At 67.7% G+C, this 18,670-nt stretch carries 12 protein-coding genes; 6 read left to right on the top strand and 6 right to left on the bottom strand.

Annotated elements, in window-relative coordinates; genetic code table 11:
• Positions 1-6: 6 nt before the first annotated feature.
• On the bottom strand, positions 7-3,717 hold the full coding sequence (locus tag ACWGCN_RS12270; protein WP_452458081.1) for a nitrate reductase subunit alpha: 3,711 nt from the start codon (positions 3,715-3,717) through the stop codon (positions 7-9).
• Positions 3,718-4,440: 723 nt separating this feature from the next.
• Between ACWGCN_RS12270 and ACWGCN_RS12265 the strand changes: the two genes are divergently transcribed.
• Entirely contained in the window at positions 4,441-5,232 is a 792-nt protein-coding gene (locus ACWGCN_RS12265; protein WP_378991307.1) for a helix-turn-helix transcriptional regulator, read from the top strand.
• Here ACWGCN_RS12265 and ACWGCN_RS12260 read toward each other — a convergent pair.
• A complete protein-coding gene (locus tag ACWGCN_RS12260) occupies positions 5,229-6,038 on the bottom strand; it encodes an alpha/beta fold hydrolase (protein WP_452458082.1) in 810 nt (269 codons plus the stop codon). The two genes, ACWGCN_RS12265 and ACWGCN_RS12260, sit on opposite strands and share 4 nt — an antisense overlap.
• A 240-nt stretch (positions 6,039-6,278) precedes the next feature.
• Here ACWGCN_RS12260 and ACWGCN_RS12255 point away from each other — a divergent pair, with 240 nt between their 5' ends.
• A complete protein-coding gene (locus ACWGCN_RS12255) occupies positions 6,279-7,178 on the top strand; it encodes a hypothetical protein (RefSeq protein ID WP_378991309.1) in 900 nt (299 codons plus the stop codon).
• A 91-nt stretch (positions 7,179-7,269) separates the two neighbouring features.
• On the opposite strand, the gene mtnC is transcribed toward ACWGCN_RS12255, so the two are convergent.
• From mtnC to ACWGCN_RS12235, 4 genes are all read right to left on the bottom strand, one after another.
• Positions 7,270-7,965 (bottom strand): acireductone synthase, encoded by a 696-nt coding sequence (gene mtnC, locus ACWGCN_RS12250; RefSeq protein WP_378991311.1) that lies wholly within the window; start codon positions 7,963-7,965, stop codon positions 7,270-7,272.
• Positions 7,962-8,531 (bottom strand): 1,2-dihydroxy-3-keto-5-methylthiopentene dioxygenase, encoded by a 570-nt coding sequence (locus ACWGCN_RS12245; protein ID WP_387447073.1) that lies wholly within the window; start codon positions 8,529-8,531, stop codon positions 7,962-7,964. Before ACWGCN_RS12245 ends, mtnC begins: the two co-directional genes overlap by 4 nt.
• Positions 8,528-10,387: an S-methyl-5-thioribose-1-phosphate isomerase gene (gene mtnA, locus ACWGCN_RS12240; RefSeq protein ID WP_452458083.1), complete on the bottom strand. Its 1,860-nt coding sequence runs from the start codon at positions 10,385-10,387 to the stop codon at positions 8,528-8,530. Before mtnA ends, ACWGCN_RS12245 begins: the two co-directional genes overlap by 4 nt.
• A 113-nt stretch (positions 10,388-10,500) precedes the next feature.
• Positions 10,501-12,900 (bottom strand): arylsulfatase, encoded by a 2,400-nt coding sequence (locus ACWGCN_RS12235; RefSeq protein ID WP_452458084.1) that lies wholly within the window; start codon positions 12,898-12,900, stop codon positions 10,501-10,503.
• A 262-nt stretch (positions 12,901-13,162) separates the two neighbouring features.
• On the opposite strand from ACWGCN_RS12235, the gene ACWGCN_RS12230 reads away from it, so the two are divergent.
• Genes ACWGCN_RS12230 through ACWGCN_RS12215 form a run of 4 tightly spaced genes read left to right on the top strand, consistent with a single transcriptional unit; the run spans position 13,163 to position 18,568 of the window.
• Positions 13,163-14,740, top strand: coding sequence for an ABC transporter substrate-binding protein (locus ACWGCN_RS12230; protein ID WP_452458085.1), 1,578 nt, complete (start codon positions 13,163-13,165; stop codon positions 14,738-14,740).
• On the top strand, positions 14,737-15,696 hold the full coding sequence (locus tag ACWGCN_RS12225) for an ABC transporter permease (protein WP_378991318.1): 960 nt from the start codon (positions 14,737-14,739) through the stop codon (positions 15,694-15,696). The genes ACWGCN_RS12230 and ACWGCN_RS12225 overlap by 4 nt, the downstream gene beginning before the upstream one ends.
• Positions 15,693-16,553: an ABC transporter permease gene (locus ACWGCN_RS12220; protein WP_387447078.1), complete on the top strand. Its 861-nt coding sequence runs from the start codon at positions 15,693-15,695 to the stop codon at positions 16,551-16,553. The genes ACWGCN_RS12225 and ACWGCN_RS12220 overlap by 4 nt, the downstream gene beginning before the upstream one ends.
• Positions 16,550-18,568, top strand: coding sequence for a dipeptide ABC transporter ATP-binding protein (locus ACWGCN_RS12215; protein ID WP_452458086.1), 2,019 nt, complete (start codon positions 16,550-16,552; stop codon positions 18,566-18,568). Before ACWGCN_RS12220 ends, ACWGCN_RS12215 begins: the two co-directional genes overlap by 4 nt.
• Positions 18,569-18,670: the final 102 nt, after the last annotated feature.

The raw sequence follows: 18,670 nt of genomic DNA, 5'->3' as shown, positions 1-18,670 counted from the left end.
CGCATGTCAGTACTCCACGTTCTGGTTGCGGCGACGGATTGTCGTGACTTCGTCACGCTGGTTTCCGGTGGGGCCGTGGTAGTTCAGGGCGAAGGACTGCTGGGCGTAGCCGCCGATCAGGTGCGAGGGCTTGATCAGCACCCGGGTGAGCGCGTTGTGGATACCGCCGCGCTTGCCCTTGGCCTCCTTGGTGGTGTCCTCGGCGCCTTCGATGCGCGGCACGTCGACCGCGCGGTCCTGGGCGTGGTACATGAAGACCGTGCCCTCTGGCATGCGGTGCGAGACGATCGCGCGGGCCACGACCACGCCGTTGCGGTTGATCGCCTCGATCCAATCGTTGTCCGCCACCCCGATCTTCTTCGCGTCGACGTCCGACATCCAGATCGTCTGACCGCCGCGCGAGAGCGTCAGCATGTGCAGGTTGTCCTGGTAGGCGGAGTGGATCGACCACTTGGAGTGCGGGGTCAGGTACCGCACCGTCAGTCCGTTGCCGCTCACGTTGCCGATGCTCGGCTCCGCGAACAGCGCCGACATGTCGAGCGGTGGACGGAAGATCGGCAGTTGCTCGCCGAGTTCGATCATCCAGTCGTGGTCGAGGTAGAAGTGCTGGCGACCGGTGAGGGTGTGCCACGGCTTGTGCCGCTCGACATTGATGGTGAACGGCGAGTACCGGCGTCCCCCGGATTCCGAGCCCGACCATTCCGCCGAGGTGATCACCGGCACCGGGCGAGCCTGGGTGTCGGCGAAGGTGATCCGCTTGCCCTCGGCCTCTTTCGCGAGGTCGACCAGTTCGGTGCCGGTACGCCGCTCGAGCGCCTCGAACCCTTCGACGGCCAGGCGGCCGTTGGTGGTGCCCGACAGCGACAGGATGGCCTCGGCGGCGTGGGTGTCCTTGGCCAGCGACGGCCTGCCCGCGGCTATGCCGGAGACGATGGTGCCGTTCTGTCCGGCCAGGTACGCCACTTCTTCCTCGGGGAAGGTGGTGACGCCCTTGGTCGTCAGACCGAGCTTCTCCACCAGCGGCCCGAGCGCGGCCAGCTTCTCCGCGATCTTGGTGTAGTCGCGTTCGATCTCCACGATCTTGGGCATGGTCTTGCCCGGAATCGGTTCGCACTCACCGGCTTTCCAGTCCAGCACCTTGCCGCCGGCCTGCGCGAGCGCATCGGGGGAGTCGTGCTGCAACGGCACCGCGACGATGTCCTTGCGGGTGCCCAGATGCTTTTCGGCCAGCCAGGAGAAACCACGCGCGATCCGGTGGAACGCCTCGAAGTCGGTCTTGGCCTCCCACGGCGGGGAGATGGCGGGGGAGAACGCGTGCACGAACGGGTGCATGTCGGTCGAGGACAGGTCGTGCTTCTCGTACCAGGTGGCGGCGGGGAGCACGATGTCGGCGAACAGCGTGGTGCTGGTCATCCGGAAGTCCAGTGCGAGCAGCAGATCCAGCTTGCCCTCAGCGCCTTCCTCGCGCCATTCCAGTTCCTGCGGGCGCACCCCGGTCGCATCGGTGGTCTGCAGGTTGGAGCCGCAGCCGAGCAGATGCTTCTGGAAGTACTCGTTGCCCTTGCCCGAGGAACCGAGCAGGTTCGCGCGCCACACGGTGAGCACGCGCGGGAAGTTCTCCGGTGCGTCGGGGTCCTCACAGGCGAAGCGCAGGTCGCCGGATTTCAAACCGTCGACGACGTGCTCGGCGGGGGTCTTGCCCGCTTCGGCAGCCTCGTCGGCGAGGTCGAGGGGGTTGCGGTTGAACGTCGGGTAGCTGGGCATCCAGCCGAGACGACTCGCCAGGGCGATGTTGTCGGCCGCGGTGCGACCGGCGAACTTGCCCTTGCCCAGCGGCGAGGCGAACGAGTCCGAGGTGAACGGGTCGTAGCGCCACTGATCATTGGTGAGGTACCAGAACACGGTGCCCTGCATCTGACGCGGCGGGCGCTGCCAGTCACTCGCCGACGCCAAGGTGGCCCAACCGGTGACGGGACGGCACTTCTCCTGGCCGACGTAGTGGGCCCAGCCACCACCGTTCTTACCCTGACAGCCGGTGAGCAGCGTGAGGGTGAAGAAGGCACGGTAGATCTGATCGGAGTGGAACCAGTGGTTGGTGCCCGCGCCCATCAGGATCATCGAGCGACCGCCGGAACGTTCGGCGTTGTCGGCGAATTCGCGTCCGATGCGAGCGGCCTGCACGGCGGGAACGCCGGTGATGGCCTCCTGCCAGGCCGGGGTGTACGGCGACTCGGCGTCGTCATAACCCTTCGCCCACTCGCCCGGCAGACCGTCGCGGCCGACACCGTACTGGGCGAGCAGCAGGTCGAAGACTGTGGTGACGCGCTTGCCCGCGACGATCTTCGTCGGAACACCACGAATGATCGACCCGGCGACGTCGGTGTCGAAACGCGGCAGCGCGATCGTGGCCGGTGCGTCGTCGGAATGACCGAGCAGCGTGAGCAGTGGGTCGACACCCTCGAGGTCGAGGTTCCACTTGCCCGCGTCGCCCTCGCCGAAGCGGTGCCCCAGCGAGCCGTTGGGCACCACCGGGTTGCCCGCCTGGTCGAGCAGGACCGGCTTGTGTTCGACGCCTTCGCCGGTATGCCCGAGATCGGCGGCGGTGAGGAACTTGCCGGGAAGGGCGCCGTCCTGATCTGCCGCCTCGTCGAGGCAGATCAGGTACGGCAGATCGGTGAAGGACTTGATGTAGTCGGTGAACATCGGAGTCTGCTTCTCGATGAAGAACTCCTTGAGCACCACGTGGCCCATCGACATCGCCAGCGCGGCATCGGTACCGGGCCGCGCGGCCACCCATTCGTCGGCGAACTTGGTGTTGTCGGCGTAGTCGGGGGAGACCACCACGACCTTCTGGCCGCGGTAGCGCGCCTCGGTCATGTAGTGCGCGTCGGGGGTGCGGGTCACCGGGACGTTGGAGCCCCACATGATGAGGTAGCCCGCGTCGAACCAGTCGGCCGACTCCGGCACGTCGGTCTGGTCACCGAAGACCTGCGGCGAGGCCACCGGCAGGTCGGCGTACCAGTCGTAGAACGACAGCATGTAGCCGCCGATCAGCGACACGAAGCGCGCGCCCGTGGCATGGCTGACCATCGACATCGCCGGGATCGGCGAGAAGCCGGCCACCCGGTCGGGGCCGTACTGCTTGATCGTGTAAACATGCGCGGCGGCGGCGATTTCGGCGGCTTCCCACCATTCGGCGCGGACGAAACCACCCTTGCCGCGCGCGGTCTTGTAGGCCTTGGCCTTGACCGGGTCCTCGACGATGGACTCCCACGCCAGCACCGGGTCCTTGAGCTCGGCCTTGGCCTTGCGGTACAGGTCGAGCAGCGTGCCACGCACATACGGGTAGCGCACGCGGGCCGGGGAGTAGGTGTACCAGGAGAAAGACGCGCCACGGGGGCAGCCGCGCGGCTCGTACTCGGGCTTGTCCGAACCCACCGACGGGTAGTCGGTCTGCTGGGACTCCCAGGTGATCACGCCGTCCTTGACGTAGATCTTCCAGGAGCACGAGCCGGTGCAGTTCACGCCGTGGGTGGAGCGCACCACCTTGTCGTGCGACCAGCGGTCGCGGTAGAACTCGTCGGCATCGCGACCACCGACCTTGTAGACGGACCGGTTGTCGGGCGATACCTCGCCCCGCTGGAAATACTTACCGAGGTTCAGCAATGTGTCGCCGAAATCGGCGGGCGACGGACCTTGCGTGCGCGAATTAACCACGACGCCCCCTTCGAGCTGTGAAATCGGGCTGTTGGGGAAAACTGTAAGGAGGCGGGCTCCTTCGGCAAAACGAACTTTTCACATCCGGATTCGGGCCGCGGTGAGCTGTGAGGTCGGCGCAATGTCGTGGTCACGGGGGAGGTTCGCGACGACGCCCGCGATCGAGGGCTCACCAGGGTGAACGGGCCGCGAGCTGGCCGAACGCGGTGATCGGGGGGTGCGTCGACAGGCGGGCGGTGATGCTTCGGAAACGACTGGTTCTCCCGCGGTTTACATTTGTTTACACACCCGGTGTGCCCGCTGAACAGCGCTGATGTGACGCCACACACAACTATGGCCGGGTCGGGCCCACCGCGACGCGGCGCTCGGGACGGTCGGCGGTGGCGGCTGAATCCACCGGTGCCCTACGGGCGCCGCGCTCGGCGGGAGGCGTTTCCGGGGCGATCCGCGGTGACCGGGGCCGTCCGGTCGGAGGCGGGGTGGGGATCGTGACGGTCGTGGACGAGCGGTGCGGAATCTTATAGCACTGCTGAACGGAACGAATCAGAATCCTTTTAATTCGGTTCGGCACACCGCATTTCGTGACCACGCACACAGTTGCCCGCCGGTAACTACCCAAATGACGGGGCGCCAATATAAAGAAACGGCATCTTTTCCGGTCGGCGGTTGGCTCGAGGTTGAATAGTCATCCAGGATGAGCCCGTGCAGACAGGGAGGGTTGGGGTGATACCGAAGCCATCGTTCGACGGGCCTGACGGGCCGCCGAAACCGCCGACGCTCGGCGGGTTGCTGCGGCGACTTCGCGACGATCGGCGGATTTCGAGGGAAAAGCTCGCCTTCGCGGCGGGAGTCAGCTCCAGTTACATCACCCATTTGGAGAGTGGGGACCGGGACCGGCCCACGCACGCGGTGATCGAGGCGCTCGTGCGCTACCTCGACCGGATCGCGCCGGTGACCGATATCGAGCGCAGGCATCTTTTCGATCTTGCCGGGCTCGCCCCGGTCGACAACCCGACCGTCGAGGATCTGCGAGCCGAGATCAGCACCGAGATGCGCCGAACATTGGCGCTCCAGGAACCCGATCTCGCGGCGTACGTCGACACCCGCTGGAACGTGCTGGCGGTCAACGAATCCTATGATCGCGCGTTTCCCGGACTGGTCGAGGATGTCAATATTCTGCGCTGGTTCTTCGGCAACCCGTTGTCGCGCAAAGTAATGGTCGAATGGGAGACGGAGTCCACGCTCACCGTGCACTGGCTGCGCGGTCTGATCGGCCAGCAGGGCGGCGGCGACTGGGCCACCGAATTGCTCGACGAATTGGCGCAGTATCGAGACTTCCGCCGCATCTGGGACGATGGCGACACCGTCTACGGCCGCGAGCACACCGCCATGCGGCTGTGCGATCTGCACACCGGCGAGAACTACACCGTCGACGTCCAGCTGTTCCGGCTCGACTCCGTCGCCTACCCCGGCCGCATTCAGTACTACCTGGGTGTTCGCGGTCCCGACCGTTAGATCCCGGCGACCGCCACCGGCTCGACGGCGTACGGGGTGCAGGCCGTGACCAGTGCGGCCAGCGCCGCGGCGACCTGCTCGGGATGGGTCAGCGCGCAGCCGTGTCCCGCGCCTGCCACCGTGCGTACCTCGCCCGCCCCCGACAGCCCGGCGGCCAACCGCGCGCACTTGTCCGCGGTGCTGTTGTGATCGTGTTCGCCGCGCAGCACGAGCGCGGGCACGGTGATCTCACCGAGCCGCCCATGGACCGAATCGCGGCCGATCAGGCAGTCTGCCGCCGGGCGAATGGCGCTGCGATCGCCGGCCAGCCAGCGGGTGATCCAGGTCTGCCAGATCTGCGGGTCGGTGCCGCCGATCAATCGTGGTGCGAGGTCTTCGGCCAGCGGCCGCAATGGACCCGCCCCACACCATTCGTCGAAGAAGTTCTCGTAATAGGTTTCCTCGTCCCTGGTGCACGCGTCGGCCTCGGTATCGAGCAGTGCCAGTCCGGTCACGCGTTCGGGAGCCAGCAAAGCCATTCGCAATGCGGTGTATCCGCCCTGGCTCATGCCGCCGACAATCGCGTGCTCGATGCCCAGCGCGTCGAGAACACGCAGGCCGTCGGTGGCCAGATCCCAGTAGTCGAAGCGCGGGTCGTCGCCGTATCCGGTGCGGCCGTGACCCCGGGCATCCCAGGCCACGACATTGATATCGGTGTGCGCCAAGACTTTCCGGATCGCGTCGAACATCGATTCGTCCATGAGGAATCCATGGGCCAGCAGCAGCGTCGGCCCGTGGACGGCATCGGTGCGGAAATGGACGTTCACAGAATCGGAGTGTACGAAGGGCATTGTCGAAACATACAAGCCATCCGGTTGTTTTCGCCTGGTTGCGGACTGAATGCGGTACTCCCGTCCGGGGTAGCGCCGGTCCTGTGAATTCACTGGCGAGTGTATGTACCTCACCGGGGACAAATATTTGTGCGCGCCCTGTGGACATGTGTGTTCATGGCCGATTGGATAGGGGGCGTACCGATATTCGGCTCGAATCGGAAAATGGGGATTTTGATGAGGGTGACGGAGCAGGGGCTGGACGCTCATATAAGTCTGGCCGCCGCGGGCGACAGTGTCTCGGCGACATTCGCGGTCTGCGATGCGGAGGGCAGGGCGATCTGGTACGGCCCGTTCATCGACGCCGACGCCGACCATCCGCGCGGCGACCAACTAGCGGCCACGATGGGGGCCGCGGGCCGCGCGATCTGGCTCGCGGGGCGAGCACGCGAGGACACCGGGGTCGAGAAGGTGACGTTGCACCTGGCGGTCAGCGAGGAGGGGCTCGACGCCATCACCCTGGCCTGCACCGCGTCGATGGCCGGGCTCGCACTGGATCTGGTTGTCACCGACGACAATCCGGCACTGGACTGGTGCCAGGCGTTCGGCAGGCTCGACTGGTCGTCGGAGCCGTTGACCGGTCTGGTCGATCCGGAAACGCCACAGACGATTCCGGCACTTCGGGCGATCACCGGCGGCCTCGACCAGCAGACCGAACCACAGGAAAGGCTCGTCATGCACGAACTAGCACTCGATCCCTCGATGGAACTGCGCTCGGCACTGGAAAGTCTGCTGCTGCACGACGCTATCGGCATGGATGCCAAGATGCGCCACGCCATCGCCGCCGTCGTCCACCTCGCCGTCGACACCCCCCATGGCCCGCCCGAGGACGCCGAGGAATTCCTCGGCCGCCTCGACGCCTCCTGGCTGGTCGCGGCCTGGCTCGGCCACGACACCGAACTCTCCCTCATCGCCACCCTCGCCGCCGGCGAGATCCCCGCCCTGTCCTGGTGCGAACTGATGTTCACCACCACGCTGGCACCGTGGTCGACCAGCCCGGTCGCGGTCCACGCACGACGGGTGTTCGGGGCGGTGCAGCGGGGGTCGTTAGGGGCGCTTCGAGCTCAGGTCGGCTGAGTCAGCGCTCGACGACGGTGACGCCGAGCTCGCGTAGGCGGTGCCAGATTCCCGGCGGGAACAAGTGTCGGCAGCGCACCGTGGAGGCCGACTAGTCGGTCGGTAGCTGTGGATCTATGTCAGCGAAGGAACTCACCCAGCGGTGGGGTGGGCGTGCGGGGTTGGGCTCGTCGGGGCGGTGTACGCCGACGACTTGCCAGCCCGCGGCGACGGCGGCGTCGAGTTCGTCGGGGTGGTCGGAGAGGAACAGAATGTCCTGTGGGGGGACCCCGATGCGGTCGGCGATGGATTCGTAGGAGGCGGGTGCGCGTTTGGGGCCCGCGGTCACCAGGTCGAAGTGGTCGGTGATGAGGCCGGACAGATCGCCCGCGTCGGCGAAGGTGAACCAATCGCGTTGGTTGCGTTCGGATCCCGAGGAGTAGACGAAGAGCTGGCAGCCGCTGGCGTGCCATGCTTTCAAGGCGGGTGCCACATCGCCGAAGAAGCGGCCGCGCAGTGCGCCCGCGCGGAAGCCCTGGGCGCAGATCGCGCCCTGTGCTGTCTTGAGCGGCTCGGCTTTGACGTCGGATTCCAGCCAGCCGCGCAGGATCTCGGCGACGCGGTCGGGCCCCGCATCGGGTTCACCGGCGAGCTCGCGGGTCGCGGTGAGCACCGAATCGGCTGTGCCATCGGTGTTCTCGGACAGCCAGGCGGGCAGGTGAGCGGAGGTGTAGCCGTAGAGGTCCGTGCGGACCGCGTCGGTGGGGCTGGTGGTGCCCTCGATGTCGAGGACGATCGCGCGGGTCACGCGAGCAGTTCGTCGAGCGTCGGGAAGCCCGCGCTGATCTTGTCGCCGGTGAAGTCGCCCACCCAGCCGTCGGCCTCCTCGAAGAAGCGCAGCGCGATGAAGTCGGGGGTGGTGCCCATGTCGAACCAGTGCAGCGTGCCCGCGGGGACCGAGAGCAGGTCGCCCGCTTCGCAGACGGTCGCGAGCACCGCGTCGCCCACGTGCAGGTAGAAGCAGCCACGGCCCGCGGCGAAGAAGCGCACCTCGTCCTCGGCGTGGCGGTGCTCGTCGAGGAACTTCGCGCGCGCACCGGCGGCCGTGGCAGGCCACTCCGGGTTGTCGGCGTCCGGGTGGATGCGGGCGACATCGATGTGCTGGTAGCGGCCCGAGGCGTTGAGTTCGGCGATCTGCGGGCCGTAGTGGGCGAGCAGGGTGTCGGAGTCCGTGGCGGCGGCGTCGGCGAGCACCTCCCAGTGCGAGTACGCGATGCCGTGCTGAGCCAGCTCGGCGCCGATCTCGGTGGGGTCGGTGGTGCGCACCCGGACGTCGGCGGCATTGTCGGCGGCCATCACTTGCAGCAGGGTCATGTCGGTCCGATCTCGAGGGGCGTGGCGTCGGTTCGTCCGGTGCGGGCGATCAACTCGCACAGGGCTTCCAGGCATTCGGCGCGATCGCGCGCCTGGGCAAGAGTGTCACCCCAGGTGGTGATCCCGTGCCCGGTGATGAACAGAATCGGTGGTGCAGAGGGGTTTTCGCGGAGGTGGAGCTCGATGTCGGCGCCGATCCGTGCTACATCGGGCCAGTTCGCGAACACCGGGACCACCACAGTCGACGGGTCCGCGAGGCCGAACCCCTTGAGCAGCTCGAAACCGCTGATCCGCAACGGGGTCACCGTCTCGCCGGGTCGCGCGGCAGTGGTTGCCAGCGCGGTGGCGAAAGGGGAATGCACGTGCACGACCGCGCCTGCGGGGCGGGTGCGGTACACGGCGGTGTGAATGCTGTTCTCCGCGGACGGTTTCCGGCTCTGGCCCGAATGCGCGGTGGTGTCCGAGATCCCGACGAGCACGCAATCGTCGGCGCTCAGTTCACCTTTGGACAGTCCGCTGGCGGTGATGAGCAACGCGGGCCATGTGCCGAGGCTGTCGAGGGCAGCGCCGGCCGTCACGGTCCCCGATGGTGACGTGGGCGCCTCGATCCGCACCGAGATGTTGCCGGCCGTACCCGGCATCCACCCCCGGCCATAGAGCTGGCGCGCGGTGCCGGCGATCGCCAGGCCTTGTTCGGTGAAAGCCACGGTGCTCCCGGCGTCCGACGGAGCGTCGCGATCCGCGATCCGCGATCCGCTGCCGGGTCCGTCCGTGGCGATCGCCCGGCCCTGCTTGTCGAAGGAATCCGAATTGCGGTAGACCACACCGTTTTCCGTGACCACGGCGGTGACGAGGTCGGTGGGTGTCACATCGAAGGCGGGGTTGAATACCGCGGTGTCCGTCGGTGCGGTGGCGACGCCACCGAATCCGGTGACCTCGGCCGCGGCCCGCTGTTCCACCACGATCTGCGCGCCGGTCGCCATCGCGGTGTCGCGGGTGGACTCCGGCGCGACCACGATGAACGGAATGCCGTGGTGGCGGGCGGCCAGCGCCAGAGTGAAGGTGCCGATCTTGTTGGCGACGTCGCCGTTGGCGGTGATCCGGTCCGCGCCGACCAGCACGGCGTCGACCTGACCGGTCGCCATCGCCCAGGCAGCGGCGGAGTCGATGGTCAGGCGATGTGGAATGCCCGCCTCGGCCAGTTCCCACGCGGTGAGCCGCGCGCCCTGCAGCAGCGGGCGGGTCTCGTCGACGATCACGTCCGCGACGGCGCCGCGCTCGTGCAGCACCCGCAAGGCGCCGATCGCGGTCCCCACCGCGCTGGTGGCCAGGCGCCCGGTATTGCAGTGGGTGAGCAAGCGCAGCGGCTGCCCACCGCACAGGCGTTGCACCAGATCGGCGGCGTGGGTGGCGGCGGCCAGGTTGACCCGCCCGTCCTCGGCGAGCATGTCGAGGGTCTCGGCCAGCACCGCGTCGGCGCCCTCGGCGATCCGGGCTCGCACCCGGTCGACCGCCCATGCCAGGTTGACAGCGGTCGGCCGGGCCGCGGCGATCCGGTCGGCCTCGGCCTGCACAGCCGCCACGTCGACCACGTCACCGGCGCGACCACCTGCCTCGCCGGGCGAGTGACTCGGCGAGTCCACCGAGCCGCCGTGAGTGTGCGCCCTGGTGGCGATGACCACGCCGAACGCGCCCGCGATCCCGATCGCCGGAGCGCCGCGAATGGCGAGGGTGGTGATCGCCTCGATGATCTCGTCGACGGTGCGCAGGCGCAGTTGCCGCACCTCGTGCGGCAGTCCGCGCTGGTCGACGGTGACGAGCGCACCGTCGTCCCAGATCAGGGAACTGTCGTCCATCTCCGGCGTCCTGTCTGCGTGGCGATTCTGGCTGATAAACGGTATCCGACCTGGTCGCGACTCGATCCTCGGGGCCCGCGCGCAGCGGTGCCCGTCGAATGGGCGGCGGTCCGTTACTCCGCGGCGTACTCGGCCTCGCGCTCCACCGCGTCGATCGTGCGCTGCGGGACCTGCACGGGGCCGGGCGTGTAGGTGATCGCGCGCAGGCTCCCGGTATAGCGGAACGGTCCGCGGCGCTCGCGCAGATCCCACGAGACCGGACCGCGCGCGTCGACGCCGACGGAGATCCCGGTCCACGGTGCCATGCCGACCAGTTGCACCTGATCGGTGAGTTCCGCGAGCGGCGTGCCGTCGACCTGGATGGTGAAGTCCCAGCGCAGACGCGGCTCGATGGTGGCTCGTACGGTGATCTCGCGAGTCCCGATGGGCAGCGGCACGCCCACCGACGCGTACCGCCCATAGCTGTTCACGCCGAGCACTACTTCGCCGTCCTCGATGTAGAGCAGGTACCCGCCGAGCGGGTCACCGTGCGCCACGAGCACGCCCTCGTCACCGAGCCGGAATCCGGCCACCTCGGCCCGCTCCGCGACATCGGGCGCTGCGTCCGAAGCCCGCGATGTCGTGGGCGCCGTCGCGGCGGCGGGCGGTCGGGCCCCCGTCAGGTCGGCGGTGATGGTGAAGTCGCGGTAGGCGATGAGGCGCTGGGAGCGGTAGCGCTCGAGGGTGGGGGTGCCAGGGAGGAGGCGGACCGGCGCGGCGAACCGGGCTTCCTCGGGGCGGCGGCGGAACAGGTCGGCGCGCGTCAGCAGTGGAAAGACTGTGTTGGCCCAGGCCGACTCGTCCCATGCGGTGGCGAGTTCGGCGGCCTTGTCCGGGTACTGCGCCGAAAGATCGTGCAGCTCTGTGGGATCGGCGCGCACATCGAACAGTTGCCAGTTCGGCGCGTCGATGTCGGCATCGGCCTCGTGCAGCGACAGCAGCTTCCAGCCGTCGCGGTAGAAGCCACGATGACCGGTCATCTCCGAGTACTGCTCGGTGTGGCGCGTCGGGGCTGCCGGATCGCGCAGCAGCTCGGCCGCCGAGATTCCGTCGAAGTCCTTGGCGGGCAGCCCGTTACGCACAGAAGGGCGGTCCAGGCCCGCCAGGTCGAGCAGGGTCGGCGCGAGATCGGTGACGTAGGCGTATTCGTGGCGGATACCGGAATCGGTGCCGGTGCGCGGCAACCCCTTCGGCCACGACACCACCAGTGGCACGCGCACGCCACCGGCGAAGGTCTGGCCCTTGTAGAACCGGAACGGCGTGTTGGACGCCTGACCCCAGCCGCGCGGGTAGTGCACGCCCAGCTTCGCGGTGCCGATCAGGTCCTCGTCGTGCGGGACATCGCCCACCCAGTCGGGATCGTCGACGTGGGCGAACTCGGCGAAATAGGAGCGCGTGCCCTCCGGTCCGCCCTCGGCGGTGCCGCCGTTGTCGGAGGTGAACACGATGATGGTGTTGTCCAGTTCGCCGAGATCGTCGAGCAGGTCGACGATCCGACCCAGGCTCTGGTCGATGCTGTCGACCATGCCCGCGTACACCTCCATGTACTTGGCGTAGCGCCGCTGCTCGTCGGCCGACAGCGAATCCCACTCCGCCGCTTCGTAACCCGGCTCGGTGTTGCGCGGCTTCTGCTCGGTGCCCGGCGGGAACAAGCCCTGGGCCAGCTGTTCGGCGAAGCGTCGCCTGCGCAGTTCGTCCCAGCCCTGGTCGTAGCGACCCCGATACTTGGCCTGATCCTCGGCCTTGGCCTGCAACGGCCCGTGCATCGCCACGTGCGCGAAGTACAGGAAGAACGGTTTCTTCGCATCGTGCGCGCGCAGATCCTTGATGTAGGACAGCGCCTTGTCGGTGAGATCGTCGGTGAGGTAATAACCCTCCGGGTACTCCTCCACGTCGACCACCGAGCTGTCCGAGACCAGCTGGTTGGGATAGTAGAAGGAGTTCAGACCCTCCAAAGACCCGTAGTAGCGGTCGAATCCGCGCTGGGTCGGCCAGGAGTCCCGATGCGCCGACGGGTTCATCGTGGCGTCGCGCACCAGATGCCATTTGCCCACCGCGTAGGTGGCGTAGCCGTTGCCACGCAGGATCTCCGGGAGTGTGAGCACATCGTCGGCCAGTTCCAGGCGCAGGCCGGGGTAGCCGGGGTCGGCGTTGGCCACGAAGCCGAAACCCGCTCGGTGGCTGTTGATTCCGGTCAGCAGCGCCGCGCGTGAGGGCGAGCACAGTGGCGTGGTGTGGTAGTTCGAGAGTCGAACACCCCGGGCCGCGAGCCGGTCCAGGGTCGGCGTCTCGATCTCGGAACCGAACGGGCCGATATCGCTGTAACCCATGTCGTCCACCAGCACGACGATGATGTTCGGCGCGCCGGCCGGCGCGGTGGGGGGATACGTCCAATCGGGGGTCGACTCCGCGGACGTGCGACCGGCCGAGCCGCCGAAGGATGCGTAACCGCGAGCATGGGGTGGAACAGGCATTCTGGCAGTAAAGGCGACGTATCCGCTGGTCACCAGGGTTATGTGCAGTGTGCGTGGAATCGGTGACCGGTCCGCCGCAACTTGTTAGCGTCACTGCCGTGCCCACGAATCAGCCACCCTGCTGCTGTTCGTGTCGCGTCCTGCGCGGCTGACGAACGCCCACGACGTTCGCGGCCGATCCGATGTGTTCCCTTTCCCGCGGTGCGCTGTGCACCCTCCTCGGCCCGCCGCGCGGGTCGATGCGTCTTCGAGGATCTTCACGATGAGTTCAACGCCCAGTGGCTTCGGCCGCCGAAACTTTCTGCGCACCAGCGGCATCGCCGCCGCGGCCATCTTCGGCGGTGCCGCGCTGGCGGCCTGCACCTCGGCGGTCTCGGAACAGAAAGCGGGCGGGGACGGCGCGACACCGGTGCGTGGCGGCACCCTGAAGGTCGGCATCCGTGAGGACCTGGTGCCGGCGAACCTGCTCACCAACACCGCCGCGACCCCGGTCGTGATCGGCCTGGTGTACGAGTCGTTGATCCGCTACCCGAACGACAAGCTGGAACCGCAACCATTACTGGCCACGTCGTGGCAGCTCGCCGCCGACGGCCGTTCGCTGAGCCTGGACCTGCGCGACGACGTGAAGTTCCATTCCGGGCGTCCCTTCACCGCCAAGGACGTGGAGTTCTCGCTGCGCACCTACGCCGACGCCAAATGGTCGGCGCAGCTGCGTAGTTCGGCCGCCGCCGTCACCGGGTTCGACATCGTCTCGCCGACGCGGATCGTGTTGCAGCTCGCCCATCCACTGAGCAACATCTACGACCTGCTCGACACCGTGCCGATCCTGGACAGCGAAACCGCCGACAAGCTCGGCACCGGCGACACCTATATCGGCACCGGTCCCTTCAAATATGTCCAGCGCGTGCCGAACTCGCAGTTGATCTTCGAGAAGAACCCGAACTACTGGGTGCCCGAGCGCCCGTACCTCGACCGGGTCGAGGTCTCGATCATCCCCGACCCGAACGCGCTGCTGAACGCGTTGAAGTCCGGTCAGATCGCCGCGGCGCGCGAACTCGGCTACCGCGATGCCGAAAACCTGAGCAAGAGCGGCGGATTCACGGTGCACGACCTCGAAGGCGCCGAGCTGCAAGCCTATGTCGGCGTCAATGTGACCGAACCCGCGCTGGCCGATGTCCGGGTGCGCCAGGCCATCGCCTACTCCCTCGACCGCGAACGCATCATCAACGAGGTGTTCCGGGGCGCGGGATATCCGCTGAACGTGCCGTGGCCCAAGAACTCGCCCGCCTTCGACGAATCCCGCAACACCAAGTACAACCGTGACATCGGCAAGGCCAAACAGCTCCTCGACCAGTCGGCGAGGCCGCCGAAGCTGCCGCTGACCTTCGCCCCCGGTTACGGCGAGGTCGCCCAGATCGTGCAGGCCAACCTCGCCGACGTGGGCATCGAGGTCGACCTCGACCCGGTCGACGCCGCCACCTTCGTCAAGCAGCTCACCGGCCAGCAGTTCCGTGGTCTGTGGGTCACCGACCATTCGTGGGCCCAGTTCGTCCCGTCGACTCTCACGGTGAGCGCCTACCCGTTCAACGCCCGCCGCAATGCCTCACGCTACGAATCGCCCGCCTACACCGCGGCCGCCGACACCGCCTGGCAGCTGGCACAGGGCACCGGGCCCGAAGCGGTCCGCGCCTACCAGGCGGTCACCGACCAGCTGCTCGAAGGGCTGTTCCTGATCGAGATCGGCGTGCGTTTCCAGCAGTACTCCACCGTCAACAAGGTGCACGGGTTCGCCTGGACCAAGCGGCGCGAGCCCGTCCTCACCGACACCTTCCTGTCATGACGCGCTACCTGCTGCACCGGCTCCCCTCGGCGCTGCTGGTGCTGTTCGGGGCCTCGGTGCTGATCTTCCTGCTGCTGCGGCTGGTTCCGGGTGACCCCGCCACCATCCTGGCGGGCAACGACGCGACACCGCAGACCATCGAGGTGATCCGCCACCAGCTCGGCCTCGACCGATCGATCCCGGTGCAGTATCTGCAGTGGCTCGGCGACGTGTTCACCCTCGATCTCGGTCGCTCCTACATCATCGGCGGCGAGATCACCGACCTGGTCGGCCGCGGGCTCACCAACACGCTGGTGCTCACGGTGACCGCACTGCTGCTGGCCGTGCTGGTGAGTCTGGTCGTGTCGGTGGCGTCGGTGCTGTGGCCGAGCCGCTGGCTCAATACTGTTGTCGCCGCGGCCAATACGATCGCGGTGGCGCTGCCGACGTTCGTGGTGGGGCCGCTGCTGGTGCTGGTGTTCGCCGTCGCGATTCCGGTGTTGCCCGCCGGCGGGGTGCCGCCGGACGGCTTCATCGCCCGGCCCGATATCGCCGTGCAGTACCTGCTGCTGCCCGCGATCTGCCTGGCGCTGCCGGTCTCGGCGGCGCTCACCCGCTTCCTCACCGAAGCGCTGCGCACCGAACTCGCGAAACAGTATGTGCTGACGGCACGTTCACTCGGCGTCGGGTATCGCGAGATCGTCACCCGTGGCGCACTGCGCAACGCGCTGCCGACCATGCTCACCGTGCTCGGCATCCAGACCGGGCAGCTGCTCGGCGGTGCGGTGCTGGTGGAGGCGGCCTTCGTGTGGCCGGGGATCGGGCAGCTCATCGAGCAGGGGATCAGTCGTCGCGACTATCCGCTCGTGCAGGTGCTGTTGCTGCTGTCGGTGGCGGTGTTCGTGGTGATCCAGCTGATCACCGATGTCGCGCACGCGTGGCTGGACCCGCGGATTCGCATCGGAGGACGCTCGTGACCGTCACCAAAACCACTGTGACTGTGGACGAATCACCACGGCACGAGGGACCCTTGCGCGCGCTGCGCCGTGGGCAGGGACTGGCCGGGGTACTGCTGGTCGCCGTGGTGGCACTGGCCGGGGTGTTCGCCGGGCTGCTCAGCTCCTACGATCCGCTCACCCAGATCCCCGGCGCCAACCTGCTCGGCCCCAGCGCGCAGCACTGGCTCGGCACCGACCACCTCAACCGTGACGTGGCCGCCAGGGTGCTGGCCGGTATCCGGATCGACCTGCTGATCGCGCTGCTCGCCGTGCCGATCGGCGCCCTGGTCGGTGCGCTGGTCGGGCTGGCCGCCACCGTCCACCCGATCGCGGACGTGACCGTCCAGCGGGTGTTCGATCTGATCCTGGCCTTCCCCACCCTGATCTTGGGGATCACGCTCGCCGCGATCACCGGGCCCGGCTGGCACGCGGTGGTCATCGTGATCATCGCCGCCGAGATCCCGATCTTCGGCAGGCAGATCCGCACGGCGGTACTGGCCGTACGCGAACAACCGTTCGTGGAAGCCTCGGAGGTGATCGGCGCCGACACCTGGTGGACCCTGCGAAAGCATGTGCTGCCCAATGTGATCGAACCGCTCGGCGTGCAGTTCGCGCTGTCGCTGTCGGTGGCGGTGTTCATCGAAGGCGCGATGAGTTTCATCGGGATCGGAGTGCTGCCGCCGCAGCCATCGCTGGGTTCGCTGATCGCAGGCTCGATCGCCAACCTCGACGCCAACCCATGGATCGCGATCGGACCGCTGATCGTGGTGGCCGCGTTGACCCTGGGATTCCTGTTGATCGCCCAAGCATTGGGCCGGGCAAGGAGATTGGCATGAGCACACCATCCGACCAGCTCGACCCCGTGCTCGACATCGACGAGTTGACGGTGAGTTTCGGCGACCGGACGGTTGTCGACCGGGTGAGCTTGCGGGTTCGCCGGGGTGAAGTCGTCGCCCTCGTCGGGGAGTCCGGCTCGGGCAAGTCGCTCACCGCGCGATCGGTGCTCGGGTTGCTGCCGGAGACCGCGCGCGCAGGCGGGTCGATCCGGCTCGCGGGCACGCAGGTCGTCGGGGCCGCCGAATCGGCGTTGCGGGACCTGCGAGGAACCAAGGCCGCCATGGTCTTTCAGGAACCGCAGACCGCGCTGAACCCGGTGCAGAAGATCGGCACCCAGATCGCGCAGGCGCTGCGCGCGCACGGCGTGACCGACAAGGCCGCCGCGCGAACCCGCGCGATCGAACTGCTGACGGCCGTGGACATTCCGGAGCCGGACAAGCGCCTCGACTGGTACCCGCATCAGCTCTCCGGCGGGCAGAAACAGCGCGTGGTCATCGCGCTCGCCCTGTCCGGGGAGCCCGCACTGCTCATCGCCGACGAACCGACCACCGCACTCGATGTCACCGTGCAGGCCGAGATCCTCGCACTGCTGCGCACCCTGCAACGTCAGCGCGGGACGGCGATCCTGTTCATCACCCACAATCTCGGGGTGGTCGCGGAGATCGCCGACCGGGTCGTGGTGATGCGCGAGGGGCGGGTGGTCGAAGAGCAGACGGTGTTCGGGTTGTTCGCCGAACCGGGCGAGGACTACACGCGGACGCTGCTGGCGGCGGTGCCGCGGTTGCCCGCGGTGTCGTCGCGGGAGGGAGATCCGGAACCTGCAGCCGATGCGGATGGTGAGAATCGGGTTGCCGCAGGGAATGCTGAGGTCAGCGAGGCTGCAGCCGATGCCGATGCCGATGCCGATGCCGATGCAAGTGCCGGTGCCGGTGCGACGGGTGACGGTCGGTCGACGGTTCGGCGTGCCGCCGCGGACAACGGCGAAGCTGGTGAGGTTGCCGATGTGGTCGACGCGTCCGATCGCGTCGACCCCGAGACGGAGGCTCTCGCGGACGAACCGGATGACAACGCCACGGCAGAACCTTCGGAACGCAGTGTTCGCCGGATCCTGCGGCGGGTCGTCGTGCGTGGGCCTGCCGTTGTCGCGGAAAAGGGTGGCGGGCGAGGGGAATCCGAATACCGCGACGTGCTCCGGATCGACGATCTGTCGGTGGTGTACCCGGGCCGCCACGGCGGTGCGTCTTTCCCCGCGCTACAGGATATTTCGATCACTCTCGGGCCCCGTGAAGTCCTCGGGCTGGTCGGTGAGTCCGGGTCGGGCAAGAGCACGCTGGGGCGCACTGCGCTCGGGCTCGTCCCTGCTACCTCGGGACGGGTTGAGCTGCAGGGTGTTCCGTTGGCCGGATTGTCGCGGCGCGAACTGCGTGGACTGCGCAAGCATGTCGCGCTGGTGCATCAGGATGTGAGTGCCTCCCTCGATCCGCGACGCACTGTCGCCGACTCGATCGGCGAACCGTTGCAGGTGCATCGGGCCGCATCGGGGACTCTGTTGCAGGCCAAGGTCGAGAACCTGCTCGAATCGGTGCGACTACCGAGGGATTACGCGCAGCGCAGGCCGGGGGAGTTGTCCGGCGGGCAGCGTCAGCGGGTGGCGCTGGCTCGCGCGCTGGCCTTGGCGCCGCGCCTGCTGGTGGCCGATGAGCCGACCAGCGCGCTCGATGTGTCGGTGCAGGCGCAGGTGCTCGACCTCTTCGCCGACCTCCGTGCCGAGTACGGCTTCGCCAGCTTGTTCATCAGTCACGATCTGGCCGTGGTGCACCAGGTCGCCGACCGGGTTGTGGTGCTGCGGCAGGGCCGGATCGTCGAAACCGGCGAGGCGCGCGCGGTATTCGCCGCACCGGCTCAGGAGTACACCCGCCGCCTGGTCGACGCGGTACCCGTTCCCGATCCGTCGACGGCTCGGCGTGGGCGGGACGGATCCGGGGCAGGCGCGCTACTGAGCATCGGGGCATGACGTGGACGAGCCGCCGGTAGCGATAACGGCGGCTCGTCGACTCACCTATTTAAATTATTGCCGGGGCTGTCTATTATAAACAAAAAACAGCCCACCAAACAA

Source organism: Nocardia sp. NPDC055050, assembly GCF_053608345.1.
The sequence above is the reverse complement of the archived record's forward strand: the minus strand, read 5'-3'. Positions and strand labels throughout refer to the sequence as shown.

What these genes read in the sequence shown, in the direction of transcription:
- ACWGCN_RS12255 (WP_378991309.1), top strand. Translation starts at nt 6,279, where the DNA reads ATGAGGGTGACGGAGCAGGGGCTGGACGCTCATATAAGTCTGGCCGCC.
- ACWGCN_RS12245 (WP_387447073.1), bottom strand. Translation starts at nt 8,531, where the DNA reads ATGACCCTGCTGCAAGTGATGGCCGCCGACAATGCCGCCGACGTCCGG.
- mtnA (WP_452458083.1), bottom strand. Translation starts at nt 10,387, where the DNA reads ATGGACGACAGTTCCCTGATCTGGGACGACGGTGCGCTCGTCACCGTC.
- ACWGCN_RS12235 (WP_452458084.1), bottom strand. Translation starts at nt 12,900, where the DNA reads ATGCCTGTTCCACCCCATGCTCGCGGTTACGCATCCTTCGGCGGCTCG.
- ACWGCN_RS12230 (WP_452458085.1), top strand. Translation starts at nt 13,163, where the DNA reads ATGAGTTCAACGCCCAGTGGCTTCGGCCGCCGAAACTTTCTGCGCACC.
- ACWGCN_RS12225 (WP_378991318.1), top strand. Translation starts at nt 14,737, where the DNA reads ATGACGCGCTACCTGCTGCACCGGCTCCCCTCGGCGCTGCTGGTGCTG.
- ACWGCN_RS12215 (WP_452458086.1), top strand. Translation starts at nt 16,550, where the DNA reads ATGAGCACACCATCCGACCAGCTCGACCCCGTGCTCGACATCGACGAG.